The sequence below is a fragment of the Pseudoxanthomonas sp. 3HH-4 genome (assembly GCF_006716465.1).
Classification (GTDB): Bacteria; Pseudomonadota; Gammaproteobacteria; order Xanthomonadales; family Xanthomonadaceae; genus Pseudoxanthomonas_A.
In genome coordinates this window covers 566219-592312 of sequence record NZ_VFPB01000001.1, presented here as the reverse complement: position 1 = coordinate 592312, position 26094 = coordinate 566219, and the positions used below count along the sequence as shown (strand labels likewise).

Annotated in this window: 20 protein-coding genes and 1 tRNA gene; 9 read left to right on the top strand and 12 right to left on the bottom strand. The window is 66.7% G+C overall.

All coding sequences use genetic code 11. The annotated features are described in order from the left end of the window. Nucleotides 1-348 precede the first annotated feature (348 nt). Together FB548_RS02685 and FB548_RS02680 are read left to right on the top strand one after the other, a co-directional pair. Entirely contained in the window at nucleotides 349-1068 is a 720-nt protein-coding gene (locus FB548_RS02685) for a response regulator (RefSeq protein ID WP_142123208.1), read from the top strand. Then, nucleotides 1065-2477, top strand: coding sequence for an ATP-binding protein (locus FB548_RS02680; RefSeq protein WP_142123207.1), 1413 nt, complete (start codon nucleotides 1065-1067; stop codon nucleotides 2475-2477). The genes FB548_RS02685 and FB548_RS02680 overlap by 4 nt, the downstream gene beginning before the upstream one ends. 24 nt (nucleotides 2478-2501) lie before the next feature. Here the strand turns inward: FB548_RS02680 and FB548_RS02675 are convergent, their stop codons facing one another. From FB548_RS02675 to dtd, 6 genes are all read right to left on the bottom strand, one after another. Continuing rightward, nucleotides 2502-4628 carry a TonB-dependent receptor gene (locus tag FB548_RS02675; RefSeq protein ID WP_255470281.1) on the bottom strand — a complete coding sequence of 709 codons (2127 nt, stop codon included), beginning with the start codon at nucleotides 4626-4628 and terminating at the stop codon, nucleotides 2502-2504. 142 nt (nucleotides 4629-4770) lie between these two features. After that, nucleotides 4771-4846 (bottom strand) — tRNA-Ile (locus tag FB548_RS02670). Continuing rightward, a complete protein-coding gene (gene mdoH / locus FB548_RS02665) occupies nucleotides 4809-6779 on the bottom strand; it encodes a glucans biosynthesis glucosyltransferase MdoH (RefSeq protein WP_142124069.1) in 1971 nt (656 codons plus the stop codon). Before mdoH ends, FB548_RS02670 begins: the two co-directional genes overlap by 38 nt. Before the next feature lie 2 nt (nucleotides 6780-6781). Continuing rightward, nucleotides 6782-8260, bottom strand: a complete 1479-nt coding sequence (locus FB548_RS02660) for a glucan biosynthesis protein G (protein ID WP_255470380.1) — start codon at nucleotides 8258-8260, stop codon at nucleotides 6782-6784. A 220-nt stretch (nucleotides 8261-8480) separates the two neighbouring features. Further along, a complete protein-coding gene (gene rpoD, locus FB548_RS02655) occupies nucleotides 8481-10337 on the bottom strand; it encodes an RNA polymerase sigma factor RpoD (protein WP_142123204.1) in 1857 nt (618 codons plus the stop codon). 100 nt (nucleotides 10338-10437) lie between these two features. After that, the gene (gene dtd, locus FB548_RS02650) at nucleotides 10438-10878 is read right to left on the bottom strand and encodes a D-aminoacyl-tRNA deacylase (protein ID WP_142123203.1); all 441 of its coding nucleotides are present in this window, start codon (nucleotides 10876-10878) and stop codon (nucleotides 10438-10440) included. Nucleotides 10879-10973: 95 nt separating this feature from the next. On the opposite strand from dtd, the gene FB548_RS02645 reads away from it, so the two are divergent. The 5 genes from FB548_RS02645 to FB548_RS02625 are packed head-to-tail and all read left to right on the top strand — an operon-like array spanning nucleotide 10974 to nucleotide 16476. Then, nucleotides 10974-11873: a lauroyl acyltransferase gene (locus FB548_RS02645; protein WP_142123202.1), complete on the top strand. Its 900-nt coding sequence runs from the start codon at nucleotides 10974-10976 to the stop codon at nucleotides 11871-11873. Nucleotides 11874-11895: 22 nt separating this feature from the next. Beyond that, entirely contained in the window at nucleotides 11896-13353 is a 1458-nt protein-coding gene (locus FB548_RS02640; RefSeq protein ID WP_142123201.1) for an SEL1-like repeat protein, read from the top strand. Then, nucleotides 13353-13847: a PH domain-containing protein gene (locus FB548_RS02635; RefSeq protein WP_142123200.1), complete on the top strand. Its 495-nt coding sequence runs from the start codon at nucleotides 13353-13355 to the stop codon at nucleotides 13845-13847. The genes FB548_RS02640 and FB548_RS02635 overlap by 1 nt, the downstream gene beginning before the upstream one ends. Further along, a complete protein-coding gene (locus FB548_RS02630; RefSeq protein ID WP_142123199.1) occupies nucleotides 13847-15379 on the top strand; it encodes a PH domain-containing protein in 1533 nt (510 codons plus the stop codon). Before FB548_RS02635 ends, FB548_RS02630 begins: the two co-directional genes overlap by 1 nt. A 2-nt stretch (nucleotides 15380-15381) precedes the next feature. Then, nucleotides 15382-16476, top strand: coding sequence for a glycosyltransferase family 9 protein (locus FB548_RS02625; RefSeq protein ID WP_142123198.1), 1095 nt, complete (start codon nucleotides 15382-15384; stop codon nucleotides 16474-16476). On the opposite strand, the gene FB548_RS02620 is transcribed toward FB548_RS02625, so the two are convergent. The 3 genes from FB548_RS02620 to FB548_RS02610 are packed head-to-tail and all read right to left on the bottom strand — an operon-like array spanning nucleotide 16452 to nucleotide 19167. Continuing rightward, nucleotides 16452-17267, bottom strand: coding sequence for a glycosyltransferase family 2 protein (locus FB548_RS02620; protein ID WP_142123197.1), 816 nt, complete (start codon nucleotides 17265-17267; stop codon nucleotides 16452-16454). The genes FB548_RS02625 and FB548_RS02620 overlap by 25 nt on opposite strands. 56 nt (nucleotides 17268-17323) lie before the next feature. Beyond that, a complete protein-coding gene (locus tag FB548_RS02615; RefSeq protein ID WP_142123196.1) occupies nucleotides 17324-18352 on the bottom strand; it encodes a CDP-glycerol glycerophosphotransferase family protein in 1029 nt (342 codons plus the stop codon). Beyond that, a complete protein-coding gene (locus FB548_RS02610) occupies nucleotides 18352-19167 on the bottom strand; it encodes a glycosyltransferase family 2 protein (RefSeq protein ID WP_142123195.1) in 816 nt (271 codons plus the stop codon). The genes FB548_RS02615 and FB548_RS02610 overlap by 1 nt, the downstream gene beginning before the upstream one ends. A gap of 158 nt (nucleotides 19168-19325) precedes the next feature. Here FB548_RS02610 and FB548_RS02605 point away from each other — a divergent pair, with 158 nt between their 5' ends. Further along, nucleotides 19326-20966 (top strand): glycosyltransferase family 4 protein, encoded by a 1641-nt coding sequence (locus FB548_RS02605; RefSeq protein ID WP_142123194.1) that lies wholly within the window; start codon nucleotides 19326-19328, stop codon nucleotides 20964-20966. Continuing rightward, entirely contained in the window at nucleotides 20963-22213 is a 1251-nt protein-coding gene (locus FB548_RS02600) for a glycosyltransferase family 4 protein (protein ID WP_142123193.1), read from the top strand. Before FB548_RS02605 ends, FB548_RS02600 begins: the two co-directional genes overlap by 4 nt. Nucleotides 22214-22316: 103 nt before the next feature. Here the strand turns inward: FB548_RS02600 and FB548_RS02595 are convergent, their stop codons facing one another. From FB548_RS02595 to fmt, 3 genes are all read right to left on the bottom strand, one after another. Further along, on the bottom strand, nucleotides 22317-23597 hold the full coding sequence (locus FB548_RS02595; RefSeq protein WP_185741942.1) for an O-antigen ligase family protein: 1281 nt from the start codon (nucleotides 23595-23597) through the stop codon (nucleotides 22317-22319). A gap of 214 nt (nucleotides 23598-23811) precedes the next feature. Next, nucleotides 23812-25107: a 16S rRNA (cytosine(967)-C(5))-methyltransferase RsmB gene (gene rsmB, locus FB548_RS02590; RefSeq protein WP_142123191.1), complete on the bottom strand. Its 1296-nt coding sequence runs from the start codon at nucleotides 25105-25107 to the stop codon at nucleotides 23812-23814. Continuing rightward, nucleotides 25104-26024 carry a methionyl-tRNA formyltransferase gene (gene fmt, locus FB548_RS02585; RefSeq protein WP_142123190.1) on the bottom strand — a complete coding sequence of 307 codons (921 nt, stop codon included), beginning with the start codon at nucleotides 26022-26024 and terminating at the stop codon, nucleotides 25104-25106. Before fmt ends, rsmB begins: the two co-directional genes overlap by 4 nt. Between the last annotated feature and the right edge of the window lie 70 nt (nucleotides 26025-26094).

The following is a 26094-nucleotide window of genomic DNA, read 5'->3' as shown; positions in this document are numbered from 1 at the left end:
ATCCGTCGCATGCATGGAACAGCGGTCGCCGCCACAAGGCCCTGCAAGGCGGAAAGATGGCATGGGCGAACACCGGCGGCGGGGAGTGGTGAGGATGGACGCGCCGTGTCGCTTGCCTATGTCGTCGTGTGTCGCCCCGTGCCGGGGGCAGTGCCACGTCGCGACACACGACGACATACCGGCGCGAAGAACGCGCTGCACCCTGCGGTGGCGTTGGCGACAGACCAACCTTGTACTCTCCCCTGGAAATCCCCTGCCGCCATCCCTCATGGCGGCTCTTTTCCCGCGTGCCGGGAAGGACCGGGGAATGACGCATACTTCTCACGGACGCTGCACGCCCCCCGCGCCATGGACCTGAGCTCCCACATCCTGGTGGTCGACGACGACCCCGAACTGCGCACGCTGATCGGCGGCTTCCTGCGCGAGCACGGTTATCGCGTGGACGAGGTGGGCGATACGGCCGCGATGCGGGATGCCATCGCGCGGCGGCGACCCGACCTGATCGTGCTCGACGTGATGATGCCGGGCGAGGATGGCTTGGCCGCCGCACGCAGGTTGGCCAGCGAGTCCGGCCCTCCGGTGATCATGCTCAGCGCGCTCGGCACGGATACCGACCGCATCATCGGCCTGGAAGTCGGCGCCGACGATTACCTCGCCAAACCGTGCAATCCGCGCGAACTGCTGGCCCGCGTGCGCGCCCTTCTGCGCCGTCGCTCTCCCGCCGGCGATGGCGGTACCGGCCCGAACGGCGCTACCGTTTTCGGTTTCGATGGCTGGAGCCTGGATGTGGCCCGCCGTGAACTGCGCGATCCTGCGGGCACCTACATCAATCTTTCCGATGGCGAGTTCGCGCTGCTTCGCACCTTCATCGAACATCCGCAGCGCGTGCTCAGCCGTGACCAGTTGCTGGACTACGCGCGCGGCCACAACGTGGACGTATACGACCGGGCCATCGACAGTCAGGTCAGTCGGCTGCGCCGGAAGCTCAACGAGCGTGGCGGCACGGAAATGATCCGCACCGTGCGCAACGAGGGCTACATGCTGCTGCCTTCCGTCGTGCGCCGATGACGAACCGTCGGCGCCTGCCGCTTTTCGCAAGGACGTTCCTTCTCCTGCTTGTCGCGCTGGTGGTGGCGTATACCGTCGGCATGGCGGTACTGCTGTACCGGCCGCCCGTGGACGGCATCGCCTTGAGCGAACTGACGGCGTTGCTGTCTTCGCGCATGCCCGCAACCAGCCCCGACCTGCAGGTCTCCTACGCCGACCAGGCGCCGTCGCCCGACGCATCGCGCTACCGTGCCTCGCCGCTGTTCTCCGCACTGCTCGCCCAATGGCTGGGCAGCGAAGTGGAACGGGTACGCTTCTTCCACCTGCAGGGCCCCCGGCCACCCTTCTCGCTCGCGCCGTTTCCCGCGCCGCCTGCGTCAGCGCTCCCCGTTCCCCTGCCCGGAGGCATGCCAGGGGAAGGACAAGCACAGGCAGCAGTCGACTTGAAAGGCGGACCGCCGCCGTTCCCGCCCAACTGGCGTCCCGACGCTCCCCTTCGCGGCGATTTCGTGGCGGCCTACCGTCAGGCTGACGGACGCTGGCGGGTAGTCGAGAACACGCGCAATCGTGCTTCCTTCATCACGAGACTGGGCACCCTGTTCCTTGCGGGCGTGCTGGCGCTGACGCCGCTGGCATGGTGGTTCTCGCGTGCGCTGGCGTCACCGATCCACCAGTTCACACGTGCTGCCAACCGGATGGGCCGTGACGCCGATGCCCCTCCCCTCCCCCTCACGGGTCCCAGCGAGATCGCCAGCGCCGCCGCCGCTTTCAACGCCATGCAGGCGCGGCTGAACCGTCTGCTGCAGGAGCGCAGCGAGATGGCCGGCGCGATCGCGCACGACCTGCGCACGCCGCTCGCGCGGCTGGCTTTCCGGCTGGATGCGCTGCCGGCCGAGGGCCGCACCAAGGCCAGCGCCGACATCGCCGAGATGTCGCAGATGATCGATGCGACGCTGGAATTCATTCACGACCAGAATCGCCTGCGCGCGCACGAGTCACTCGATCTACGCCTGCTGGTGGAAAGCGTGGTCGACAACCTGCGCGATATCGGACACGACGTGCAGCTCGCTGATGGCTCGCCTGCACCGATGAAAGGCGACCCGTTGTCGCTGCGCCGCATGGTGGCCAATCTGGTCGACAACGCGCTCAAGTACGGACAACGGGCGCGGCTCGCGTTGACGGCGGAGCGGGAGGGTTACCGCCTGCAGGTGGACGACGACGGTCCCGGCATCGATCCCATGCAGGAAGCGCAATTGTTCATGCCCTTCGTGCGCGGGGATGCTTCGCGAAACCGGGCCACGGGCGGAATCGGCCTGGGCCTTGCATCCGTGAAATCCACGGCACTCGCACACGGTGGCGATGTATCGCTGTCGAACCGCAGCAACGGCGGACTGCGCGCCAGTGTCCATCTTCCCCATCGATTGACATAGGCCCGCCACGAGACCGGTGCGCCGTCAGCGGTCCGCCCAGTACCAGCGCAGTCCCACGGTGAACGTGCGCCCGGCACCGGGCTCGTAGAACCGGCCGTTGCCTTCGTTGACGATGACGGAACCGATATGGAACCGGTCCAGTGCATTGTCGATACGGGCGAAGCCCTGCAGGCGCCCGCTACGGGCCGGCCAATCGCGCACGAGTTCGAGGTTGAGCAGGCCATGGCCCGGGGCGCGTTCGCTGCCGGTATCGTTCACCGTGACCGCGCTGACGCCCAGCAATTGCGCCGCAGCGCTCCACTGCTCGCCCTGCCAGCCCAGGCGGACCGATGCTTGTTGCCGGGCAATCCCGGGAATGCGCGTGCCGGCCGCGACCTGCACACCCGGCGTGGTGCAACCGCTCGAGATGCAGATGGGAAAGCCGTCGCGGAACGTGGCGTCCAGCCACGTGTAGGCCAGCTGCAGCCGCCATGCGGCGTGCAGTTGCAGACCGGCCTGCAGTTCCACGCCCTGGCGTCGTGCGGCGCCGGCGTTGCGGTAACTGCTCCGGCCAGCCACGTTGCGTGCGACCGCGAGCTCGTCGTCGGTGTCGGCGCGGAACAGTGCCGCTTCGACGCGGGCGCCCCGCCCATCCCGCCACTTCACCCCCACCTCTGCATTCCGGCTGATCGCGGGTCGCAGATCGAATGCCAGCCCGGCGCCGCCATCGGCGCGATAGCCGATCTCGTTGAACGTCGGCGTCTCGAAGCCGCGCCCGGTGGACGCGTACAGCCGCAGCGTATCGGTTGGCGCGTACACCAGCCCCGCTACCGGCGTGGTGCGCTCGTACGTCACCTGGCCACTATCATCGGGATTGGTAGCCGTGACGTAGGCATCCCGCGAGCGGAATGCGATGCGGCTGTGGCGCGCGCCGGCCAGCAAGGACCAGCGGGGTGCGAACCGCCACCAAGCTTGTGCGTACTGGTCGACATTCCCTACCTGGTTGCGCTCGTCGCGCCGCAACGCGCCTCGCACGCCCTGCGCCGTGCCGACGAAATTCTCGTAGCCGCGACGATGCTGGCGCTGCCGATCGGCATTCGTGCCCGCACTGACCTCGAACGGACGCCCGGCAAGTTCGCCCGTCCATGACCAGCGCAGGTCCGCCCCGCCGTAGTCGTTGTCGAGATCGATCATGCCGCCGGCGTTGAGTGGATTGGCTTGCGCGGTGCCCGGCAACGCGAGGTATTGTTCGACGTCGCGCCGCCCACCATAGGCCATCGCCCGCAGCAGATGTCCGCTGCCAAAAGGCCATTCGTACACGGCACCCAGCTGATCCTGCCGGACGGATTTCCGCGTATCGAACTGGGTCGCCACCAGCGTCGCCTGGCGCGGGTCCTGCCATGCCTGCGCACGCGTAAGGCCCAGCGGATCCTTGGCATCGGGCGCGTCGAAATGATTGAAGACCAGGTCCAGCGTGGCACGGCCCGGCTTCAACCGGACTTTCGCATTCAGCGATTCGCGCCGCGCCGCGCTGTGCGCGCGGTAGCCGTCCGTCTCCAGCATCGCCGCCGCCAAGCTGTAGCCCGCGATATTGTCGGCGCCGCGCATCCGCACACCCAGTACACCGTTGCCATGGCTGCCCACGCTTGCCTGCACCCGGGCTTCATGGCCCTCATCGGGAACGTCGCTCCACAGTTGGATCACGCCGCCGGAAGAATTGCCATGCAGGGCGGAGAACGGCCCGCGCAGCACCTCCACGCGATCCGCACCCTGCATGTTGAAGTGGGATACCTGTCCCTGCCCGTCGGGCATGGTCGCGGGCACGCCATCGGCGTACAGGCGCAATCCGCGCACGCCGAAAGTCGAGCGCGCGCCGAAGCCACGGATCGAAAGCTGCGTGTCCTGCGCGAGATTCTGCCGTTCGCGCGCGAGCAGCCCGGAGACGCCGACCAGCACTTCCGACAACGCAGACTGGGATCGCGCGCCACCGTCACCCACCACGACGGTATCGACCGAGGCCGGCACGTCGAAGGCATCTACCGATTCAAGGCGCGTTGCGACCACCACGACGCGGTCAAGCGTCTCCGCGGCCACTCGCTGCTCTTCCTCCGCCAGGGCGACGGCGCATGGCATGAGCAGCAGACTGCCGAGTTTCCAACGGATTCGCGACATCGCTTGCATGCATGGGGCCGACGGGCAGGGCGATGACTGGCGCAAAGATCAGTGGAAAGCCCGGTCCTCCATCGAACGGCAGGGGACACCCACTTTCGGCCACTGCAGTCGCCGCCGATCATCTATCAGGGGTTGGCAGGGATGGTGGGCCCACCAGGACTCGAACCTGGAACCAAAGGATTATGAGTCCTCTGCTCTAACCATTGAGCTATAGGCCCCCAGCGCGAGGATTGTACCGGAGGCCAAGGGTGCGGATGGCGCGTCGTCGGATGCGGCGCGCAACGCCAGGGCACGACTGAGGATCGCCGGAGGCGTGGATTCCTCTGGGATGCGCAGCCATCCGGCAGCGCGCAGGCGCTGGCCGACCACGGGCGATGCCGTCAGGACGTTCATGGGGATCGACAGGACCATGCCCAGCACGACCGGCCCCATCCATGCCGCGAGCGCGGGCGACACGAAGTAGGCGACCATGCCGCTGCTCGCGCCGAACAACGTCAATCCTGCGTAACGGCGCACCAGGCTGGCGAGGGGCACGCTACCATCGTCGCGACGCTGCGTCTCCCAGCCGGAATCCTGTCCGGCCAGCACTTCCGCCACGCCACGCGATTGCACGTACATGGTGACGGGTGCCATCAATGCCGCCATCACGGTTTCCAGCAACGCGCTGCCGATGATGCGCAGCCCGCCGCCACACTGCCGACGCAACGCCGGCTGCACCAGCGTGGCCACGCAGCCCATCGCCTTGGGCGCCAGCAGCACCGCCATCGTGAAGTAGAAAACCCACAGGAAGCGCGCCGGATCACCGCCGCGCCAGTAAAGTGCAGGCGTGAAACCTTCCAGATGCGGCTGGCTCAGGTTGAAGCCGGCCTGCTGCAACGGAATGGCCAAGCCTACCAACATCAGCATGGCCCACATCGGCGCCGTGAAGTAGTGACCGATGCCGACCAGCAGATGCAGCCGGTGCATGCGGTGCAGGCCACGTGCCGGCAGCACCGCGCCGTGCTGCAGATTGCCTTGGCACCAGCGGCGGTCGCGCACCAGCATGTCCGTCAGCGAAGGTGGGCCTTCCTCGTAACTGCCGCCCAGCCCTGGCGCCATGTGGATGGCCCAGCCACCACGGCGAAGCAGCGCGGCCTCCACGAAATCATGGCTGAGCACGGCCCCCTCGAACGGCTTGCCGCCGCGAAGGTGGGGCAGGCCGGCATGCCTGGCGAACGCCGCGGTCCGGATGATGGCGTTGTGCCCCCAGTAGTTGCCCTCCGCGCCATGCCACCAGGCGATGCCATGCGCGACCACCGGGCCATACACGCGGCCGGCGAACTGCTGCATGCGCGCGAAGAACGTGCGCCCATTGACGATCATCGGCAGCGTCTGGATCAGTGCAACGCTGGCATTGCGTTCCATCGCACCCGCCAGACGGACCAGGGTGTCGCCGGTCATCAGGCTGTCGGCATCCAGGATCAGCATCTGCGGATACGCGCCGCCGAAACGCCGCACCCACTCCGCGATGTTGCCTGCCTTGCGCTCCGTATTCTCGCGGCGGCGGCGGTAGAACACACGTGCGTCTGCACCCAGCCTGCGCCGCAGAGCCCGGACGGCAGCCACTTCGTGATGCCTGACTTCCGGGCGCGTGGTGTCGCTGAGGATGAAGAAGTCGAAGCGACTCCCTTGCCCCGTACCTTGCAGCGACTCATGCATGGCATGCAGGCCGGCCAGCACGCGATGCGGGTCTTCGTTGTAGGTCGGCAGCAGCAGGGCCGTGCGCGTCGATAGCTCGGGAAGCGCCGCCGCGTCATCGATGCCGAGTGGATGCGGGCGTCGGCGCAACAGCAGCACGAAGCCAGCCAGTGCGCTGGAGAACGACAGCGCGATCCAGGCGAACAGCGCAACAAACAACGCGAGCAGCACGCCCTCCAGCACATTGATGCCGTCGCCGCGCAATACCCACCAGATCTGGTAGGTCGCAAACAGGGTCAGCGCGATCGCAGTACCCACTACCAACACACGCCGCCGCATGATGGCGGGGGGCGATGTGGGCAGCGCTCTTGACGATAGACGGCCTGTCCGCAGGTCCTGTACCGGCATGGCAAGCGGCGATTCCGGGGGCAGCCACTCCTGCTGCAACGGATCATCCACGCGAGGTGTGTTCATGGTCAGGTGCTCCAGCGGTACAGCCAGGTTTCGGATAGCGGCACTTGCCCCTCCAGCACGCGCGCATGCAGTTCCACGTCACGTCCATCCGTGCTCCCTGTCTGGGGACGGAATTCAAAGCTCAACCGCCAGCCTCGCGTCTCCGGATTCGGATAGACCACCGCGCCGACGATATCGCCCCGGGCCGCCCAGACATCCGGTATCGGCTTCGCATCACGCGGCAGCGAGGCCAGGCGGCCGCCATCCAGATCGATCACCACCAGTCGACGGGCAGGATCAGGCGCCGCGCCAATGCGCGTGGCGGTGACAATGGCCAGGTCGGCGTCCCACTGATGCGTGTCGCACCAGTGCATGCGGTAGTCGAAACGGTGTTCGCGCCCCGCGCGCAGCGGCGCCTCGGGTCGCCAGAACGCCACCACATTGTCGTGATACTCGTCGCCGGTGGGAATTTCCACCAGCGTGACCGCTCCTTTGCCCCAATCCCCCTTGGGCTCGATCCATAGGCTGGGACGCTGGTGGTAACGCGCCTCGATATCGGCGTAGTCGCCGAAGCCGCGCTTGCGTTGCATCAGGCCGAAGCCGCGAGGACCGGCATCGGCGAAGGCACTGTGCTGGACCCGCGACGGGTTGCTCAGCGGACGCCAGATCTGTTCGCCGTGTCCATTGAAAATGGCGAGCCCATCGGAGTCGTGCACGGCCGGCCGGTAGTCGTCGGTTCCGACACGATCGCCAGCATCGAACTCGAACATGCTGGTGAGTGGCGCGATGCCTGCACGCGCCAGGTCCACGCGGGGATACAGGCGCGATTGCACATCGATGACGGTTTCACCACCCGGGCGGATCAGGAAGCGGAATGCACCCGCCACACTCGGGCTGTCGAGCAAGGCATGTACAACCAGCTGCGTTGCGCCCGGCAGAGGCTGCTCGATCCAGAAGGCGCGGAACAGCGGGAATTCCTCCGCACCCGCATCACCGCTGCCCAGGGCAAGTCCACGCGCGGAAAGGCCGTATGCGTGCCCCTTGCCAAGGGCGCGGAAATAGCTGGCGCCGAGGAACGCGATCACCTCGTCGAACACGTCTGGCTGGTTGAGCGGCGTATGCACGCGAAAGCCTGCGAACCCCAAGGCTTGATCCTGTGGAGGCGTCACGCCCTGCGGAAAATCAAACTGTCCAGGGGAATACGGAATCGGCTCCGCACGCCCCTCATGCACACGCCACAGCTCCACGCGCTGCTTGAACAGGAAGCCGCGATGGAACATCTGCACCTGGAATGGCAGAGCTTCCTTGCGCCAGAGGGCCTGCGTCGGATCGAAGCGCAGGTCGCGATACGCGTCGTAGCCGGTATCCAGTGACGCGGGCAGCTGTTCGTCAGGTGCGCGATAAGGCTGCCTCGCCATCGCTTGCGCAAGGCGTGGAACCGTTTCCAAGGTGAATCGCGTCGGTGCTGTCGCGGTGTTCGCTGTTTTCGTGGCCTGCGCCATCGCGCGGGGCATGCTGCCCAGCAACGCAATGGCGAGGACGGATTTGATTGCGTCCCGTCGCTGCACGCGGAAGTCTGACTCGTGGGGTGCCCGAGAGTGTAGTGGCGCGCATGTGATGATGACGGCAAGACGGACGCGTCAGCGACGCCAGCCATGCACCAAAAAGAAACGCGGCCCCTCAGGACCGCGCTTCATTGGTGCAATGCTGTACTTCTTCGCGTCAGTCGATGTCGAGGAAGCTGCGCAGCTGTTCCGAACGCGACGGATGACGCAGCTTGCGCAATGCCTTGGCTTCTATCTGGCGGATGCGCTCGCGGGTGACGTCGAACTGCTTGCCGACCTCTTCCAGCGTGTGATCGGTATTCATGTCGATGCCGAAACGCATGCGCAGCACCTTGGCTTCCCGCGGGGTCAGGCCGGCGAGCACGTCGCGGACCGTTTCCGACAGGTTGATGTTGGTGGTGTTCTCGATCGGGGACTCCACGTTGGTGTCCTCGATGAAGTCGCCCAGGTGGGAGTCTTCATCGTCGCCGATCGGCGTCTCCATGGAGATCGGTTCCTTCGCGATCTTCATGACCTTGCGGATCTTGTCTTCCGGCATGTCCATTTCCTTGGCCAGTTCTTCCGGCGTGGCCTCGCGGCCGTACTGCTGGAGCATCTGGCGGGAAATGCGGTTGAGCTTGTTGATCGTCTCGATCATGTGCACCGGGATGCGGATGGTGCGCGCCTGGTCGGCGATCGAGCGGGTGATGGCCTGCCGGATCCACCAGGTCGCATAGGTCGAGAACTTGTAGCCGCGACGGTATTCGAACTTGTCGACCGCCTTCATCAGGCCGATGTTGCCTTCCTGGATCAGGTCGAGGAACTGCAGGCCGCGGTTGGTGTACTTCTTGGCGATGGAGATGACCAGGCGCAGGTTGGCCTCGACCATTTCCTTCTTCGCCTTGCGTGCCTTGGCTTCGCCATAGGCCATCGCGCGGCTGATTTCCTTGATGTCGGCAAGCGTCAGGTACATCGCCTGCTCGACGGCGATGGTGGCTTCCTGTTCGGCGACGATCTGCTCCCTGACATCGCGCAGGCCCGAAGACCACTTCTGCTTGCGCTTCAACACCTCGTCCACCCAGCCCAGATTGGTCTGGTTGCCTTCCCATGCGCGCAGGAACTCCTTGCGCGGCATCTTGGCGACATTGGCGCACAGGTGCAGCACGCGGCGCTCGTGGTCCTTCACCTGGGCCACGACCTCGCGCAGCTTGCGCACCAGCGTGTCGGTCAGCGGAAGTGGCAACTTGAGGGTGACGAAGGTCTCGCCCAGCTCGGTGCGCAGCTTGACCACGGCCTTGTTCTCAGGGCCGTTCTTCGCGTAGGACTTCTTGAACTTGGCGTAGCCGTCGGCCAGCACCTGCATGCGACGCGCGACTTCTTCCGGATCCGGACCGGTCGGGCCCGCTTCCTCGGCCACATCGTCCGCGGCTTCTTCTTCATCGTCGGCCGCATCGTCGGTGGCTTCGACAGCCTCTTCGGCCACCGGTACTTCCGGGGTCGGCTCTTCGACATCGTTGAAACCGACGATGACCTCGGCCAGGCGCTTCTTGCCCGCCTTGTGCAGCTCGTAGTCTTCCAGCAACAGCTCGATCGACCACGGGAAGTTGCCGAGCGACGCCTGCACCTGGCCCAGGCCTTCCTCGATGCGCTTGGCGATGGCGATTTCGCCTTCGCGGGTCAGCAGTTCGACGGTGCCCATCTCGCGCATGTACATGCGCACCGGGTCGGTGGTGCGGCCACCTTCGGTATCCAGCGAAGTCAGCGCCGCGGCGGCTTCTTCGGCCGCGGTTTCGTCGACTTCGCGGTTGCCGGTGTTGCCATCGGCGAGCAGGAGGGTTTCGGCATCGGGAGCGACTTCATGGACATCGATGCCCATGCCGTTGATCATGCCGATGATGTCTTCGATCTGTTCCGGATCGACCAGGTCGTCGGGAAGGTGATCGTTGACTTCGGCGTAAGTCAGATAGCCCTGCTCCAGGCCCTTGCTGATCAAGAGCTTGATGTCGGACTGCTGCGCAGGACGTTCGTTGGCCATCGAGGTTGCGCCACCGGGAAGAGGAAAGGGAGAACCCCGTATTATACCAGCCCGGACCGGCTTGGGTTCCTGAAGCCTGTCTCCCGGCAAGGGGAGAACGTCACGGGCGGAGCAGGAAGGTCACGGGCCCGTCGTTGACGAGGCTGATCACCATATGGGCGCCGAAACGCCCGGTTTCCACCCTGCCGGCGTGCTTTTCACGACAGATGTCGACCAGCCGGTTGAAGCCCCGTTCAGCCTCGGCGGGCGGGGCCGCGGTGGTGAAGCTGGGCCGCATGCCGGAGCGGGTATCGGCGGCCAACGTGAACTGGCTGACCAGCAGCAGTCCGCCGTTCGTATCGGCCAGGGACCGGTTCATGCGCCCCGCCTCGTCGGCGAAGACCCGGTAACCCAGCAAGCGGTCGGCCATGCGGGCGATCTGCGCCTCGCCATCCCCCGGTTCCACCCCCACCAACGCCAGCAGACCGGTGTCGATGGCCCCTACGACGGTGTCGTCGACCGCGACGCTCGCCCGGGTCACGCGCTGGATCAGGGAAAGCATGGGATAGGCCCGGATGGCATGAGGGGAAGAACAGGATACCGGGCCCGCCGCCGCGCACCGGCAAGGGCGACACGCCGGTTGGCTACACTCGGCGGATGAAACCGGACACTCTTGCCGCCCTTGGCTACCACGCCGCCGCCTTCATCGGGCGCCTTCCCTGGCCTTGGCTGCGCACACTGGGAGACGCGATGGCCTGGGCTTGGCGGCGGTTCGACGTGCGCGAAAGCCGGGTGGCCCGCCGCAATCTGGAGATCGCCTACCCGGACCTGCTGCCGGGACAGCGTGAGGAAATGCATGCTGCCATCCTGCGCACAACCGCGCGGCAGGCGCTGGAAACCCTGCGCTTCTGGACGCGGCCGGCAGGCGAGAACCTGGCCTGCCTGCGCGAGCGTCACGGCGAGGCGCTGTACGACGAAGCGCTGGCCAGCGGCAAAGGCGTGATCGTCGCCGCGCCCCACTTCGGCAACTGGGAGCTGCTCAACCAGTGGCTGGCCTCGCGCGGTCCGATCGCCATCGTCTACCGTCCGCCTGAGTCGCCGGCGGGTGACGCCTTCCTGCTGCGCGTGCGGGGAGCGGACAACATCCGTCAGGTGCGCGCTGAGGGGCCTGCCGTACGCCAGTTGTGGAAGGTGCTGAAAGACGGGGGGGCGGTGGGCATCCTGCCGGACCAGCAACCCAAGATGGGCGACGGCGAATTCGCGCCGTTCTTCGGCAAGCCCGCACTGACCATGACGCTGGTGTCGCGGTTGGCGGAGCGCACGGGGGCGACGGTGCTGTACGCATGGTGTGAACGCATCGGTCCGGGGCCGGACTTCGCGCTGCACGTGGAGCGCGCACCGGCGGCGATCGCCGATGCGGACGCCGTGACGGCCGTGACAGCGCTCAACCAGGCCGTCGAGCGGATCGCGCGCCGTGATCCCGCGCAGTACCAGTGGACCTACAAACGCTATACCCTGCGGCCGGAAGGCAGTGGCGAGGGCAATCCCTACCACTGAGGGGACCACACAGGGGAACACGATGCGGATGCGGAGATGGCTGACCGGGATGTTGGCTGGCGCGCTGGCGCTGCCGGCCTGGGCGGCGCAGGACATGGCCACGATGAACAACGTGAGCCGCGCGTGGGATCGCTACGCGGCGCTCAGCAGCCAGGACAATGCCGAGGCGACAGACCTGCTGGCCACGTCCAGCCAGGACCACTTCGCGTTCCTGCGCGACCTTGCCTTGTATGCGTCCCCCGGACAACTCCGCCGCTTGCCCAGCCTGGATCGGGTTCTGGTTTACCTGCTGCGCGCAACCCAGGCAGATGAAGCGCTGCAGGCGATGGACGGGCGCGCGGTGGCTGCAATGTGCTTCACCCGGGGCTGGATCGGCGTCGAACCGGCATCCGAAGAAGCGCCGATCCTGGCACTGAGCAACGTCACCGTAGTCGGGGACGAGGCCGTGGGCGAGATCGGATCGCCGACCGAAACCCAGTTCCAGTTCGGCCCCATCCTGGCCCGCGAGGATGGCCGCTGGCGGTACCGCTACGAATCGATGGTATTGGATGCGTCGACGCTGATGGACCAGTCCTTCCGGCAGGCCGGCATCGGCGACGTCCAGGCCATGGAGATTTCGATCTCGACGATGCTCGAGGCCGAAGCGCCAGCCTTGGCGACGCTGGACCGCGCGCCGCTGGACGACGCGGCCATCCGGACCCGCCTCAACGAGGATTGGCCCGACTACATGCACAGTTACCGGCTGCGCGTGCAGGCGATGCGGCAGAAGGCTGCGGACGGCGACCTTCTGGCCCAGTTCGGGGTCGGCTCCCTGCTCTACAGTGGCGCGATGCCGCAACTGGCGCCGAAAGACGAAGCCGAGGGCCTGGCCTGGCTGGAGAAGGCAAGCGAAGGTGGCCACGCGCAGGCGGCGTGGGTCGCATCGAACGCGATTCCGCAGCGCGGCAAATTCTCCGAGGCGTCGCTGGTCCGTGCCCTGCCGCACCTGCAACGCGCGGCTGCGCACGGGCGCGAACCGATGGCCTTGCTCGGCATGGCCAACTACTACTTCGAGGGCGTGGCCGGGCTGCCGCGCGATTGCAGGCAGGCGGCCGATTGGGCCACCCGCGCCGAAGAAGCGGGCGCGAAGCAGGCACGCAACGAACGCGTGTGGATCTGGGCGACCTGTCCTGTCGCCGGCCAGCGCGATCCTGCCAAAGCGCTGGAACTGGCCCAGTTCATGATCCGGCGCAAGGACGAACTGGATTGGCATGAACTGGATACGGTGGCTAGCGCGCTGGCCGCCAATCGAGACTTCGAACAGGCCGTCCAGTTCCAGCTGTTGGCGCTCGAGAAGCTGGCCGCCGACACCGAGCCGACGGAGGACAAGCGCGCGGGCACCAAGAAACGGATGACGGCGCGCTTGAGCCGGTACCGCAATGGCAACGACTATGTGCTGGACTATCGAGCGATAGATGAGATCAGGGCGGGACGGATGTGATGCATATGGAGCCTGAATCCGCTGCGGGTACGCCAGAGTGGCAATCACTGCCGCCCCGTGGCGCCTGGCTGGCCGCGCTGGGCGGTGCTGCCCTGATGTTCCCGCTGGCGATCCCTGCTTTCTTCATCTCCCGGGCCACCGACGTCGTGTCGCCCTGGCTCGCCGTTCCGGCAGCGGCGCTGGCCGGCGCGGCGATCGGCGCGTGGGTCGCGGTCAAGCGTCATCGTCGCACCCGCTGGCGCCTGGATGACCAGGGTTTCGCGTTGCGTCGCGGTAACTGGTGGCAGAGCGAGACCCACGTGCCCATTTCACGCGTGCAGCACCTGGATCTCAAGCGTGGACCGCTCGAACGCAGTGCACGCCTGTCGACCCTGGTGGTGCATACCGCAGGCACGCGGATGGCGGCGGTTTCCGTGTCGGGGCTGGATGCAGAGGACGCGGAACGCCTGCGCGAACGCCTTGCCACACAGGTCGACCACGACGACGCGCTGTGATGGATGGTGCCGTGCAAACCGATGCTCCCGACGAACGCCGTCTGCACCCCTGGTCATGGCTGTTCGTGCTGCTGCAACAACTCAAGCAGCTTATCTTTCCGCTGGTCGCGCTGGTGGTGTTCGGTGCCCGCAAGAGCAGTGGCGATGGCGACCTCTGGGCGTCGCTCGCACCCATCATCGGCATCGCCGTGCTGGTGGTGCTGGCAATCCTGCAGTACTTCACTTACCGCTACACGATCGGGCGCGATGGCCTGACGGTGCGCGAAGGCCTGCTGCACCGCTCACGACGGGAGATTCCGTTCTCGCGTATCCACAACGTGGTGGTCCACCAGTCGCTGCTGCATCGCATGTTCGGCGTTGCGGAAGTGCGACTCGAATCCGCGGGAGGCCAGAAGCCCGAAGCGCAGATGCGGGTCCTCGGTCTAAACGACGCGCTGGCCCTGGAAAACCTGGTGCGGCACCAGGCGCATGGCACGGCCGCCCACGAGGCGCCGGGTGCCACGGGCGCAGCACACCCGGCCGACACCACGCTGCTGTCGCTCTCGACTCGGGAAGTCATCAAGCTTGGCCTGATCTCCAACCGCGGCATGATCGTGGTCGCTGCGGGCTTCGGTGCCGCGTGGCAGATCCTGCCGGAGAAGATGATCGAACAGTTCTTCCGCCAGGGTGCGAAACAGGCTTACGGCTATGCCGAGCAACTCCATCTGGGCTGGCTGGCGGGCGCGGCCAGCGTCGTCGCGCTCGTCATCCTCACGCTGGGCCTGGTCCGGGCCTTGTCCGTCGTGCTGGCACTGCTGCAGTTCCACGGCTTCCGGCTGACCGAAGATGCACGCCGACTGATGGTGGAACGCGGCCTGCTTGCACGCCTGCGCACCAGCGTCGCGCGACGGCGCATCCAAGCATGGACCATCCACGAGGGCGTGCTGCACCGGGTGTTCCGCCGCCGCTCGCTGCGCATCGATACCGCCGTCGCCGAGAAGGCAGGCCAACAGGACACGCGCGCGCTGAAGGACGTGGCCCCCGTCGCGTCGCCAGACGCGTGCGATTCGCTCATACAGCACCTGCTGCCGCATGTGCAATGGCCACGCGAGGACTGGCAACCCGTCCAAGATTCCGCACGCTGGCGCTTGTTGCTGCCGTCGCTGGCCCTGGTGGTACCGGTCACCGCGCTCGCAGCGTGGCACGTCGGCCATTGGGCCTGGCTGGGGCTCGTGTGGTTCGCCTTCGCCGCGTACGCCGCACACCGGCAGGCGCAGCGCATGGGCTGGGCCTTGGACAATCACGTCGTGGCGGTGCGCAGTGGCTGGTGGTCACGCTACTGGCGCTTTGCCGAGATCGACAAACTGCAGGCATTGCGCCTGTCGCGCTCGCCCCTCGACCACGCCTGCGGTACCGCCACGCTCTGGCTGGATACAGCGGGCGCCAATGGGGTCGCCGCACCGCTGTGCCTGCGCTTCGTGCGCGACGCAGACGCGGTCACGGTCTACGACCGCTTACGCAACACGCTGGCAACGCGGCGCCTGCGCTGGTGAATGTGGCCGCGCACAAGCGGGCCGGTGCCGCTGCAGCGGGCGCAGCGCCCCTGGTGGTGCGATGCGGGGCGTTCGGCGACATCGTGATGCTCACCACGCTCATCCGTCTGCTGCATGCGCGGTATGGCCGCCGGATCGATGTCCTGGGCGCAGGACCCTGGACGCACGCACTGCTCGAGCCGCTGCCCGAAGTGGGCACGGTGTGGACGGTCCGCAGCCGCAATACGCCTTACCTGCTCTGCCCGAGTCAATGGACGACGGTCGCCTGGCTGCGAAGGCGCGGGCGCGGGCCCGTCTACGTATGCGACACCGACACCCCTACGCTGCGCCTGCTTCGACGTGCCCGGTTGTACCAGGAAGACCGGGTCCAGCGCGTGCGCGAGGACGACGAGCACGACGGCGTTCCGCGACTCTGGCCAGACCGCTGGTTGCGGCTGGGCCAGCGCGATCCGGCGCACCGGTACCCGTGCGCCGGCGATGTGCATGCCGAAACCTTCCGCCTGCCCCGGCTTGTCGTGGCTCCGGCGGATCGTGCCGAGGTCCTGCAATGGAAGTCGGCACACGGGATCGGAAACTCGCCGTGCATCCTGTTCCAGCCAGGCAACAAGCGCACCCACAAGCGCGGCCGGCTGGGCGCGGCGAGCAATGCCAAGCATTGGCCGGCGACGGCATGGGCCGAACTGGCGAAGGCGATCTGGACCGACCTTCCCGACGCCCGGATCGTACTGTGCGGATCGCCGGCCGAGCACGGCGTGCTGGACGACATACATGCCGCCACCCAACGCTCCCCCCAGATGCTCAATGCCGCACGTGAACTGCCTGTCCCGCGCCTGCTCGCGCTGATGGAGCGGGCCCACAGCATGGTCTCGGTGGATACCGGTCCCGCGCACGCCGCTGCTGCGCTCGCCTGCCCGCTCGTCGTGATGTTCGGCGCAGCCTCACCGGCGAAATGGCGCCCCATCGGCCCCGGCGCGATCCAGGTTCTTGGCGGAGAGCATGGCAGCGCAAGCCGTGTCGCGGATATCCAGGTCGCCGACGTGGTCCACGCTTGGCGCGCACTGCCCGCGCGCGATCAGCCCGTCTTGTCGATGCCGTAGGGCGTCCAGGTTATGCGCCGTGCGCGGGTCTGCGCGCGGATGGCGAGGTTGCGCTGGAGCGATTCGGATGTCTTGTAACCACGCGCGTGATCGAGATGCACGCAAACCGCACGATGCCGGATCTGCTTGCCACGCACCCCATGGTTCTCCAGACGCTCGCCAAGTTCGCGATCGGGGCCGCCGTACTTCATCCGTTCGTCGTAACCGTTGATCGCCAGCAGGTCCTGCTTCCATGCGGAAGAGTTGCAGTTGTTGAAGGTCGCGCGCGTGGTGGTGATGGCATCCAGCAGGGGGCCGGTCCGCGCACCCGCGCCCAGCTTGAGCGCAGGCGAGAATCCCACGCGATCCAGCGCGCGCAGCCAGTCGAGCTGGAAGCATCGACCATCGCGGATGTCATCCAGCGTGATCGCCTTGCTCGCCTTCATGCTCAGCTTGCAGTAGCCCCCGGACAGGAAGCGCCCCGGCTCCGCCAGCGCGGCATGGACGCCAACGAAATCGCGGCGCGGAATGCAGTCGCCGTCGGTGAAAAGTATGTAGTCGTGCGACGCATCCAGGATCGCGCGATTCAGGATCTCCTGTCGCCGGTAACCCGCATCTTCGTGCCAGACATGCCGTAACGGCACCGGATAATCGGCCGCCAGCCGTTCCACCATCTCGCGGGTACTCGCGCGCGAACCATCGTCTGCGACGATCAGCTCAAAGTCGCGCCATGTCTGGAACCGGTAGCCGTGCAGCACCTTCTCCAGCCATTCCTCCGCGTTGTACGTACTGGCAATGACGGTGATCTTCATGGCACCCCTTCACCCGTCCGATTCTCGCCCGGCCAGATGACAGCCGGTCGCGGTCCTCAGGCCGGCCCCCAATAGCCGATGCGCTTGCGGATCTTGAGCTTGCGCCACAGGTTCATGGGCTTGGGCCGCAGGTTGCGTGCCCCTGCCGCGATGAACGCGTCGATGGCCTCCAGCACGCGCTCGCTCGATCGGCCGTCGCGGTATGGATGGATGCTGTCGGCGTAATCGACGATGGCCTGCATAAGCTCCGGCGGCCGGGACAGCGCGCGGCGGATGGCCGGCTCGAACTGGGCCGCATCGTCGATGTCGATCAGTTGCGGGCCCGGCCTGCGGTTCTTGTACGTCACCACCGGCTTATGCGTGAGCAGGAACTCGTTGAGCGCCGACGATGTATCCGAACACATCATGTCCACCTGCGGGAACAGGTCCAGGATGTTGTCGTCGTCGGCGAAGCGCAGGTGTTCGTTCTCCAGCGCGCGGAACTTCGCCACGGTGTCCGGATTCATCTTCGGATGGAAGGTGACGATCCAGCGCCACTCCCCGGTGCGCGACAGGCGTTTCACTTCTTCGTACAGCGTCTCCGCGGCACTCCACGATGGGGAGAATGTGGAGTGGTACAGGATGACCGGCGGATCGCGAACCGGCGGCAGCGCCCCGGCGATATCCTTCATGAAGGGGTCGATCTTCGGCCAGCCCGTCTCGACCACCTTGAAGTGGCCGACGCGCTCGGCGATGTCCGTGAATGCGCGCGTGTCGTTCGGCCCCGTGGTGCAATAGAGGTCGAAGAACCCGCGGATGTAGATATGCCGGGGCTTCCCCGCATCGAAGCCGTGGAAGGTTTCCACCTTCACGCCGGGGAAGAAGTGCGGCACCGCGTTGCTGCCGGTGATCACGGCGATGGCATTCCAGCGCCTGACTTCCGCGGTAGTGGTCAGCAGCTTCTCGTCCGGACGCAGGTCCTCCGCCCCTGGGCCATCAAAGAACCAGGCGGCCTCACCGCCGCGAGCACGGATGGCATCCTGCAATGGCCGCAGGATGGCGAGCGCATAGCGCTCCGAACCATAGAGAAGATAGTGCGTTGCCATCAGTGTTCCAGTTGATGTCGTGCGAGCTTGCGGTGCGCGGCCTCGATGGAGGCAGGATTGTGCTGCATCTCGTAGTAGCGCATGCGTTTGTAGACGGCATAACCCGCTGCGGTCTGGGCGATGATGAAACCGCGCCAGCCATCCAGGAAGGCCAGTCGCAGCAGGTAATCCTTGATGAAGCTGGATAGGTAGACCAGCGGGGTCAGCCACATCCGCACCGGCCGGCGCTTGTCGCGCCAATCCAGCGCCTTCAATTCGCTGTAGCGGAGCACCTTCAGCTGTTTGTGCACCAGGCTGGGGTTATCGGCGTGGTTGAAGGGTGCCTTGAACTCGACGGTGTCGCCGTCGAAGCGCAGCGATTCGTGTACGCGCGCATCAGTCCAGCGCGCCCGTCCGCGGTGGTAAAACCGCGCCATCCTCTCGCCGACCATGGGCCGGTACCAGCGCATCGGCGCCCCCATCAGCCAGGTGCGGCGGCGAAGCCAAGCGCCAGCCTTGGGGGACGCCAGAAGTGCGGGCAACTCGCGTTCGAGTAGCGCGCCAAGCTCTTCCGACAGGAACTCGTCCGCATCCAGCACCAGGATCCAGTCGTGGACCGCCTGGGTGCTGGCGAAGTTGCGCTGGGGGCCGAATCCGAGCCAGTCCTGATGCACGACGCGCGCGCCGTGGGCCTGGGCGATGGCGACGGTGTCGTCGGTGCTGCCGCTGTCCACCACCAGCTTGTCCGCCGCGAACGGCACGCTGTCCAGGCAGCGGGCGATGTTCACCGCCTCGTTTTGGGTGATGACGACGAGGGAGACGGGCAAAAAAGACATGCCATGAGCTTAGCTGTTCTTGGGCTATCCAGCATCGCCCCGCCTGCGCTTGCATGTGCATCGCCAAGCACCGGCACGTCGCCGTGGCGGACGGCGATGAAGTGTCCTGGCACGGGGGCCCGGGTCCACGGGTCCACTGCGTCGCTGGCTGAAACCGCATGCGGCTGGTCTGCCTTGCCCAGCCCTTCAGCAACACTACGACCCTGCTTTTCGCCTCGCGCTCTGTTCCATTCAGGTTGGGGCGTCCCAATCTGACTGGCCGCTGTCTTGCCGGCAGGCGGCGGCTGGCGCCGCCACCCAAGGTCCGGAGAATTGGCGCTCCCCCAGCGGCGGATTCGGATAAGGGCACCACCCTTATTCCCGGATCGCGTCCGTCCACAGACCCCGGCCCACCACGGATGATTGTCCCTTCATCGACGCGGCATCCCGAGATGCGTGGCGCAGGATCCGCCTGCGATGCCTTCTCTCTCCTACTCGGCTCGACCATACGCCCCATGAAGGTCGCGCTGGTTTCGATGACACCGGTCTTTCCGGCGAAAGCCGGGCACAGCGTGCGCATCCTGCAACTGTGCAAGGCGATCAGGGCGCTGGGTCACGAACTGACGTTCGTACATGTCGCGTCCAAGCTGGACACGCAGAAGCCGGATATCGCGTCGCACGTCGCCTTTTTCGGGGAACAGCACTACGTACCTCTCGACAATGGCCCACGATGGGCGCGTGCCGCCTTCTGGCTGCGCGGCAAGCTGCGGCGTCGCTGGCGGAAGGTCCTGCGTGGGCTCGGGTACGACCACAGCCACTATTCCCGGCTCGACGAAAACTGGCGCGACGCATGGACCCATCAGCTGCGGGCCATGGATCGCAGGTTCGATGCCGTCGTCGTCGAATACGCCTTCAACTCCCGCGCGTTTGACGCTTTTCCTGCCTCGACGCGCAAGTTGCTGGACACCCACGACGCTTTTGCCGACCGGCATCGACCCTTCGTGGCCCGTGGCTTCCGGAAAGGATACTGGGTTTCTCTCACGCCCCGGGATGAGAACCGTGGGTTGCGCCGCGCCGATGCGGTGATCGCCATCCAGGCGCAGGAAGCCGAGCGTTTCCGACAGCAACTGGCGCTGCACGGAGCGGGCGAACGCAATCCCGAGATCGCTGTCGTCAGCCATTTCATCGGCTTGGACCAGCCCGTGCCCGACCACAGCGCCGACCATGCCGCGCTCTATGTCGGCACCAATATGCTGTCGAACCAGATCTCGCTGCGGCAGTTCCTGGAACACGTGCTGCCACGCGTGCTGAGTGCGATCCCGGACTTCAAACTCAGACTGGCCGGCTCGATCTGCAACTGGGCACCCGATCTCCCCAACGTGGAGAAGCTCGGCTTCGTCGACAACCTGCGCCTCGCCTTCACCCGTACCCCGTTGTCGGTCAATCCGACGGTCGCGGGGACCGGCATCAACATCAAACTCCTGGACGCGATGGGGGCCGGCGTGCCCACGATCTCCACGGCCACCGGGGCGCGTGGCTTGGGGGCCGAATTCCGCAATGGCCTCCTGGTGGTGCCCGATCACGACCACGAGGCTTTCGCGGACCACATCATCCGCCTGTCGAAGGACGCGGGCTTGCGCCGATTGCTTGGCCTGGCGGCCTTTGCCGACGCGCAGCGCTGGAACGAAGGGCAGCTGACCGCATTGGACCACTGCCTGCGTGGAGATACACTGACGGAAGTCGTTCCCAGCCCCCATGCGCACAGGCGTGATCACTGGCCGGCCCCGCTTTCCGCTCCCGCCACCCCGACGGCCGCATGAAACTCCTGTACACCAATTTCCACAGCGGCAGTGGCGGGGGACACACCACGTACATCCGCGAACTCGCGCGCGGGTTGTCGGTGCGGCACGAAGTGCACGTCGCCGCGCCGGAGGACAGCCGGCTGTTGCGTGAAGTCCGGGCGATCCCGGGTCTCCACGCCTTCGCACAACCCTATCCCAACGGACTGCGTACGCTGCCCGCCCGCAGCCGGGCCTGCGCACGCCTGCACGCATACCTGCGGGAACACCGCTTCGATATCGTGCACGTGAACGGGTCGGCCGATCACCGCCTCGTGATCGCGGCCCTGAGGAGCCTGCAGCCCCGCCCCCTGGTCGTGCTGACGAAGCACAACACCAAGCCGATGCGCGGCCTGCAACATGCGTGGCGTGCGCGCTTCGGGACGGACAAGGTGATCGCGGTGTGCGAATTCGTGCGCCGCCAGCTGGGCCACACCCCCTATCGTCGCTGCCAACCGGAAACCGTCTACAACGGCGTCGACACCGCTTTCTATTCACCGGCCGAAGCGCCCGACCGCTCGGATGCGCGACAGCTTTGGATCGGCAGCAACGCCGGAACGGCGGACTACAAGGGATGGACCGACCTGGTAGCGGCACTGGCGTTGCTGACGCCGGACGAGCGCGACCGCGTCCAGGTCGTCATTGCCGGCCACCCGCCATCTGCGGCCCAGCGGCAGGAGCTTGCGCGAGCTGGGTTGCAGGACCGCTTCCATTTCCCCGGCCTTCTGGACGACGTCCGTCCGATGATCGCCCGCCTGGATGCCGGCTTCGTGCTGTCCCACGACATCGAAACGATCTCCTTCGCCTGCCGCGAGATGATGGCGATGGGCAAGCCCGTCATGGTGACCGACTACGCCGGCCTGCCTGAGAACATCCGCCCCGGCGCCGATGGCTGGATCGTGCCGGTGCATGGATACGCCGCGATGGCGGAGGCGCTGCGCGACATGCTGAACGACCGCGGAGATGTCCTGCGCCGCGGCAAGGCTGCCCGCGATCACGCGGTCGCCGAATTCGGAATCGGAACCTTCGTCGATCACACCGAGGCCGTCTATGCGCGGCTGCTGCAACGAGCCCCTACGTTCGACTCCAAGCTCAGTCCGAACCAAGACCTGGCGTCCACGGACAGGCTCAGCGGCGAAGAAGGCCGCCCACGGCGCCACGGGCCGATGCAGATGCCGGACATGCCTGCCTCACCTCAACCAGTGGCCGATCCACCGAGCGCCTGGTGAGGCGCGCGTGAAAAATCCGGTCGTGGCGACGCGTCCGGAGTACCCGAATGGACTGCGCCGAGTGGACACCTCACGCCTTCCTGCATGTCTCCCGCTGGCACCCCTATCCCGAGCCGTTTTCCGCCGCCTGCCCGATTGAACGGATCGAATTCCCTACAGCGTCGCGAGGCGCCATTCCCATCCCCAGCAGCAGCCCGACGAGTACCACATAGGCGCTGGTGCTGAGGGCATGGGAAAACATCGACTGTGTCAGCCCCGACACCATGTAGGCGGCCACCAGAATCCCCGCGGCCCAGGACGGACCGACCGGTGCGTGTAACCGGTTGTGCCGGACCTGAAAAACCGCGGTCGCCAGCGGCACTCCATAGAACGCCAGCAGCACCGCCACGCCGGGAACTCCCATCGTGGCCGCCCACTGCGCGACATCGTTGTGCGCATGCTCCAGTCCGCAGAAATGCCGTGACGCGCCCCGGCAGTAGATGCTGGCGTCGACCCGCGATGCGAAGGCCTCGATCCCCACACCCGTGAACGGCGCTTCGCGGAATGCGTCCCACGCCACCGACCACAACGCCAGGCGGGCGCTGATCGGCTGGTCCACCTGGCCCTGCGTGTAACCCGCCACGTCCGCGTGCAACTGGTCGAGCCGGAACTGCGCCGACAGCCACGGCACCGTCCACAACGCCGCCAGCAGCAGCGCCAGCGCGACGCCGGTCGCCCCCAGCCGCCACCCGCGATGCCGTGCTTCGCTGCCGGCAAGCAGCATCAGCACCACCAGCCCGAGACCGGGCAGCACACCACGGCTGCCACTGAGGATCACGGCGACCACGGCCAGCGCCACCAGCGCGGCCAGCAGCAACTGCATCAGGAACCCGTTGCGCGGTGGCCGGCAGAACACGCCCACCACCAGCAGCGCCAGCACGGCGTTCGCGAACACGATGGGGTTGGCCTCGCCGCCCGCACGGTCCGCGCCCAACGACGCCTGCGCCATCGAGATCGTGAACGCAAGCGCCAATCCCGCCAGCGCGCCATACCAGAGACTCGTCACGCGCACACGCGTCGACCATGCCAGCCAGGCACACCACGGCAGCAGCAGGGCGCGCGAGGGATTGTCGAGCGCGGACATGTCGGCGCCGCTGCCCCACATGGAAAGCGCGGCTACGGCCAGGACGACCAACGCGGTACCCAGCAGGAGATGCAATGCACGCGGGGTACGCTCGCCACGGCTACGCCAGGCATCCGGCAGCGCCAGCAGCGTGGCCACCAGCATCAGCACGGCGAACGCGCCCAGTCCCTTGGGCACCACCAGCAATGCAGGGACACTGAATCCTGACAGCCACGCGAACGCGCGCGCGACATCCTGTCGACGATGGCTCCTGCCTTGCATTGCCCTGGATCCTGCCCTGTGCGACGACACGTTCATGAAGGCAGCGTGTGCGAACCGACCATGACGACGGAGTCTGCACCTACTCCGTTCCCGCCACGTCAAGGCGAGGTGAACAGCGATAGCCTGCCTTCGTCGTCAGTATCGCGCACTCAGGGAAGGGACCGTCAACAGTGCATCACCACGCGCGTGGCGTTACCGCGTACTGCTGCGCGAATCACGCTTTCCGCAGAATGGCATAGAAGAATCCGTCCATATCGCATTCGCCCGGCAGCCGCTGTCGACCACCCCCATCGGCATGCCCCCACGTTTCATCGAGCGGCTCGACCAGCGCCGCGGCGTGGCGTGCGCGGAATGCCTCCAACTGCAGCGCATTCTCGGCGCGCAGGATCGAGCAGGTGGTGTAGACCAGGCACCCGCCCGGACGCAGCACCCGCCACGCGGCATCGAGCAGGCGTGCCTGCAGGCGGGTCAACGCCACCAGATCGTCGGCACGCCGATGCAGCAGGACATCCGGTTGCCGGCGCACGATGCCCGTGGCGGAGCAGGGCGCATCCAGCAGCACGACATCGAAAGGCTGGCCATCCCACCAGGCCGTTGTATCGGTGGCATCCGCTGCCTGCAGGTGTGCGCTGGCACCTACGCGGTCGAGTGTCTCCCGGACGCGCTGCAACCGGCGGGCGTCCACATCCAGTGCAACCAGTCGCAATGAAGGATCACGTTCAAGCAGGTGCGCGGACTTGCCCCCGGGCGCGGCACACATATCCAGCACGCGGGCTCCCGCTGGCAGCGTGCCTGCCAGATCCGCGACGCGCTGAGCGGCGCCGTCCTGCACGGAGACATCACCTTGGGCGAAACCAGGCAATGCCGTGGCAGCCAGGGGTTCGCGCAGGACCAGCGCATCGGCCATGCCCTCCACGAGGTCCGCCTCGATGCCCGCATCCGCCAGTCGTTGCCGGTACTCGTCGCGACCGCCATGGGATCGATTGACTCTCAACCACAGCGGCGCTTCGTGTTGGCTGGCCTCGAAAATCGCCTCGGCCTGTTCCGGCCAATCGGCCCGTATCTGCCGGCGCAGCCACTCGGGCCACAGCGCGTCCGCGGAGACAGCAGGCAGGCCTTCACGCTGCGCACGACGCAGTAGCGCATTCACGACCTTGTCCTGGTGCGGCCTCCCCAGCGCGCGCACGGCTTCCACGGTCGCTGACAGCGCCGCGTGCGGAGGAAGGCCCAGGATCACCACCTGCGCAAACCCCACGTGCAGGAGCGCACGCAACTCATTGTCGCGCGGCCCCAGCGGCCTGCTCATCCATTGCTCCAGCGCCGCCTCGCTGCGGGCACGCGAGCGCAGCACCGCGAAGCAGATCGCCTCCAGCAACGCGCGGTCCCGTGCGTCATCGATGCGGGGCAGGCAGGCGGCCAGTTCCGCTTTCAGCGAACGACCACGGTGCATCACGGCATCGACGACACGGGTGGCAAGGACCCGTACCGCGACGCCGGCCTGCGTGCTCATGCCGTCACCAGGTCGCGCCGGGCGTTGAGGTAATCCGCCGCGGTGATCGCCTTACCGCCTTCGCGCTGGACCACGCGCAGCCGCAACACGCCGCGGCCGCAAGCGATGTCCAGCCCCTGCCGGCTGGCGGCCAGCAGCGTGCCGGGCGCGGCGGTGTGCGCCTGCTCGACCGCCACCGCGCCATGGATGCGCAGGCGCTCGCCGGCGACCTGCGCTTCGGCTACAGGCCAGGGGTTGAACGCACGTACTTTGCGGGCCAACACCTCGGCCGGCTGCGACCAGTCGAGCCTGGCTTCGGCCTTGTCCAGCTTGTGCGCGTAGGCCACACCCTCTTCCGTCTGCGGATGCGGCGGCAGGCGGACGCCGGCCCGCAGCAGGCCAAGCGCATCACGCAGGACCTGGGCTCCCAGATCGGAAAGCCGGTCGTGGAGGTGCCCGCCGGTATCGTCTGGACCGATCGGCACGCTCTGCGCCAGCAGCACCGGCCCGGTGTCCAGGCCCGCTTCCATCTGCATCAGGCAGACACCCGTCTCGGTATCGCCTGCCTCGATGGCGCGCTGGATCGGCGCAGCACCGCGCCAGCGCGGCAGCAGCGAGGCGTGCACGTTCCAGCAGCCGTACTGGGGGATGTCCAGTACCGCCTGCGGAAGGATCAGGCCATAGGCCACCACGATCATGACGTCCGGCTGCATCTCGCGCAGTGCGTCCTGGGTGGATTTCTTCCTCAGCGAAAGTGGCTGCAGCACCGGGATACCGCGCTGGATCGCTTCCAGCTTGACCGGCGAAGGAGTCAGCCCGCGCCCACGTCCCGCCGGGCGATCGGGCTGGGTGTAGACCGCGACGACTTCATGGTGGGCATGTGCGGCGCGCAGGCTGGGCACGGCGAACGCCGGCGTGCCGGCGAAGACGATTCTCATGCGGGTAAGACCTCAGGGAAGGGATACCGGAACGGGCGGGACCAGCCCGGCACCCGATCCCGTCACGCCG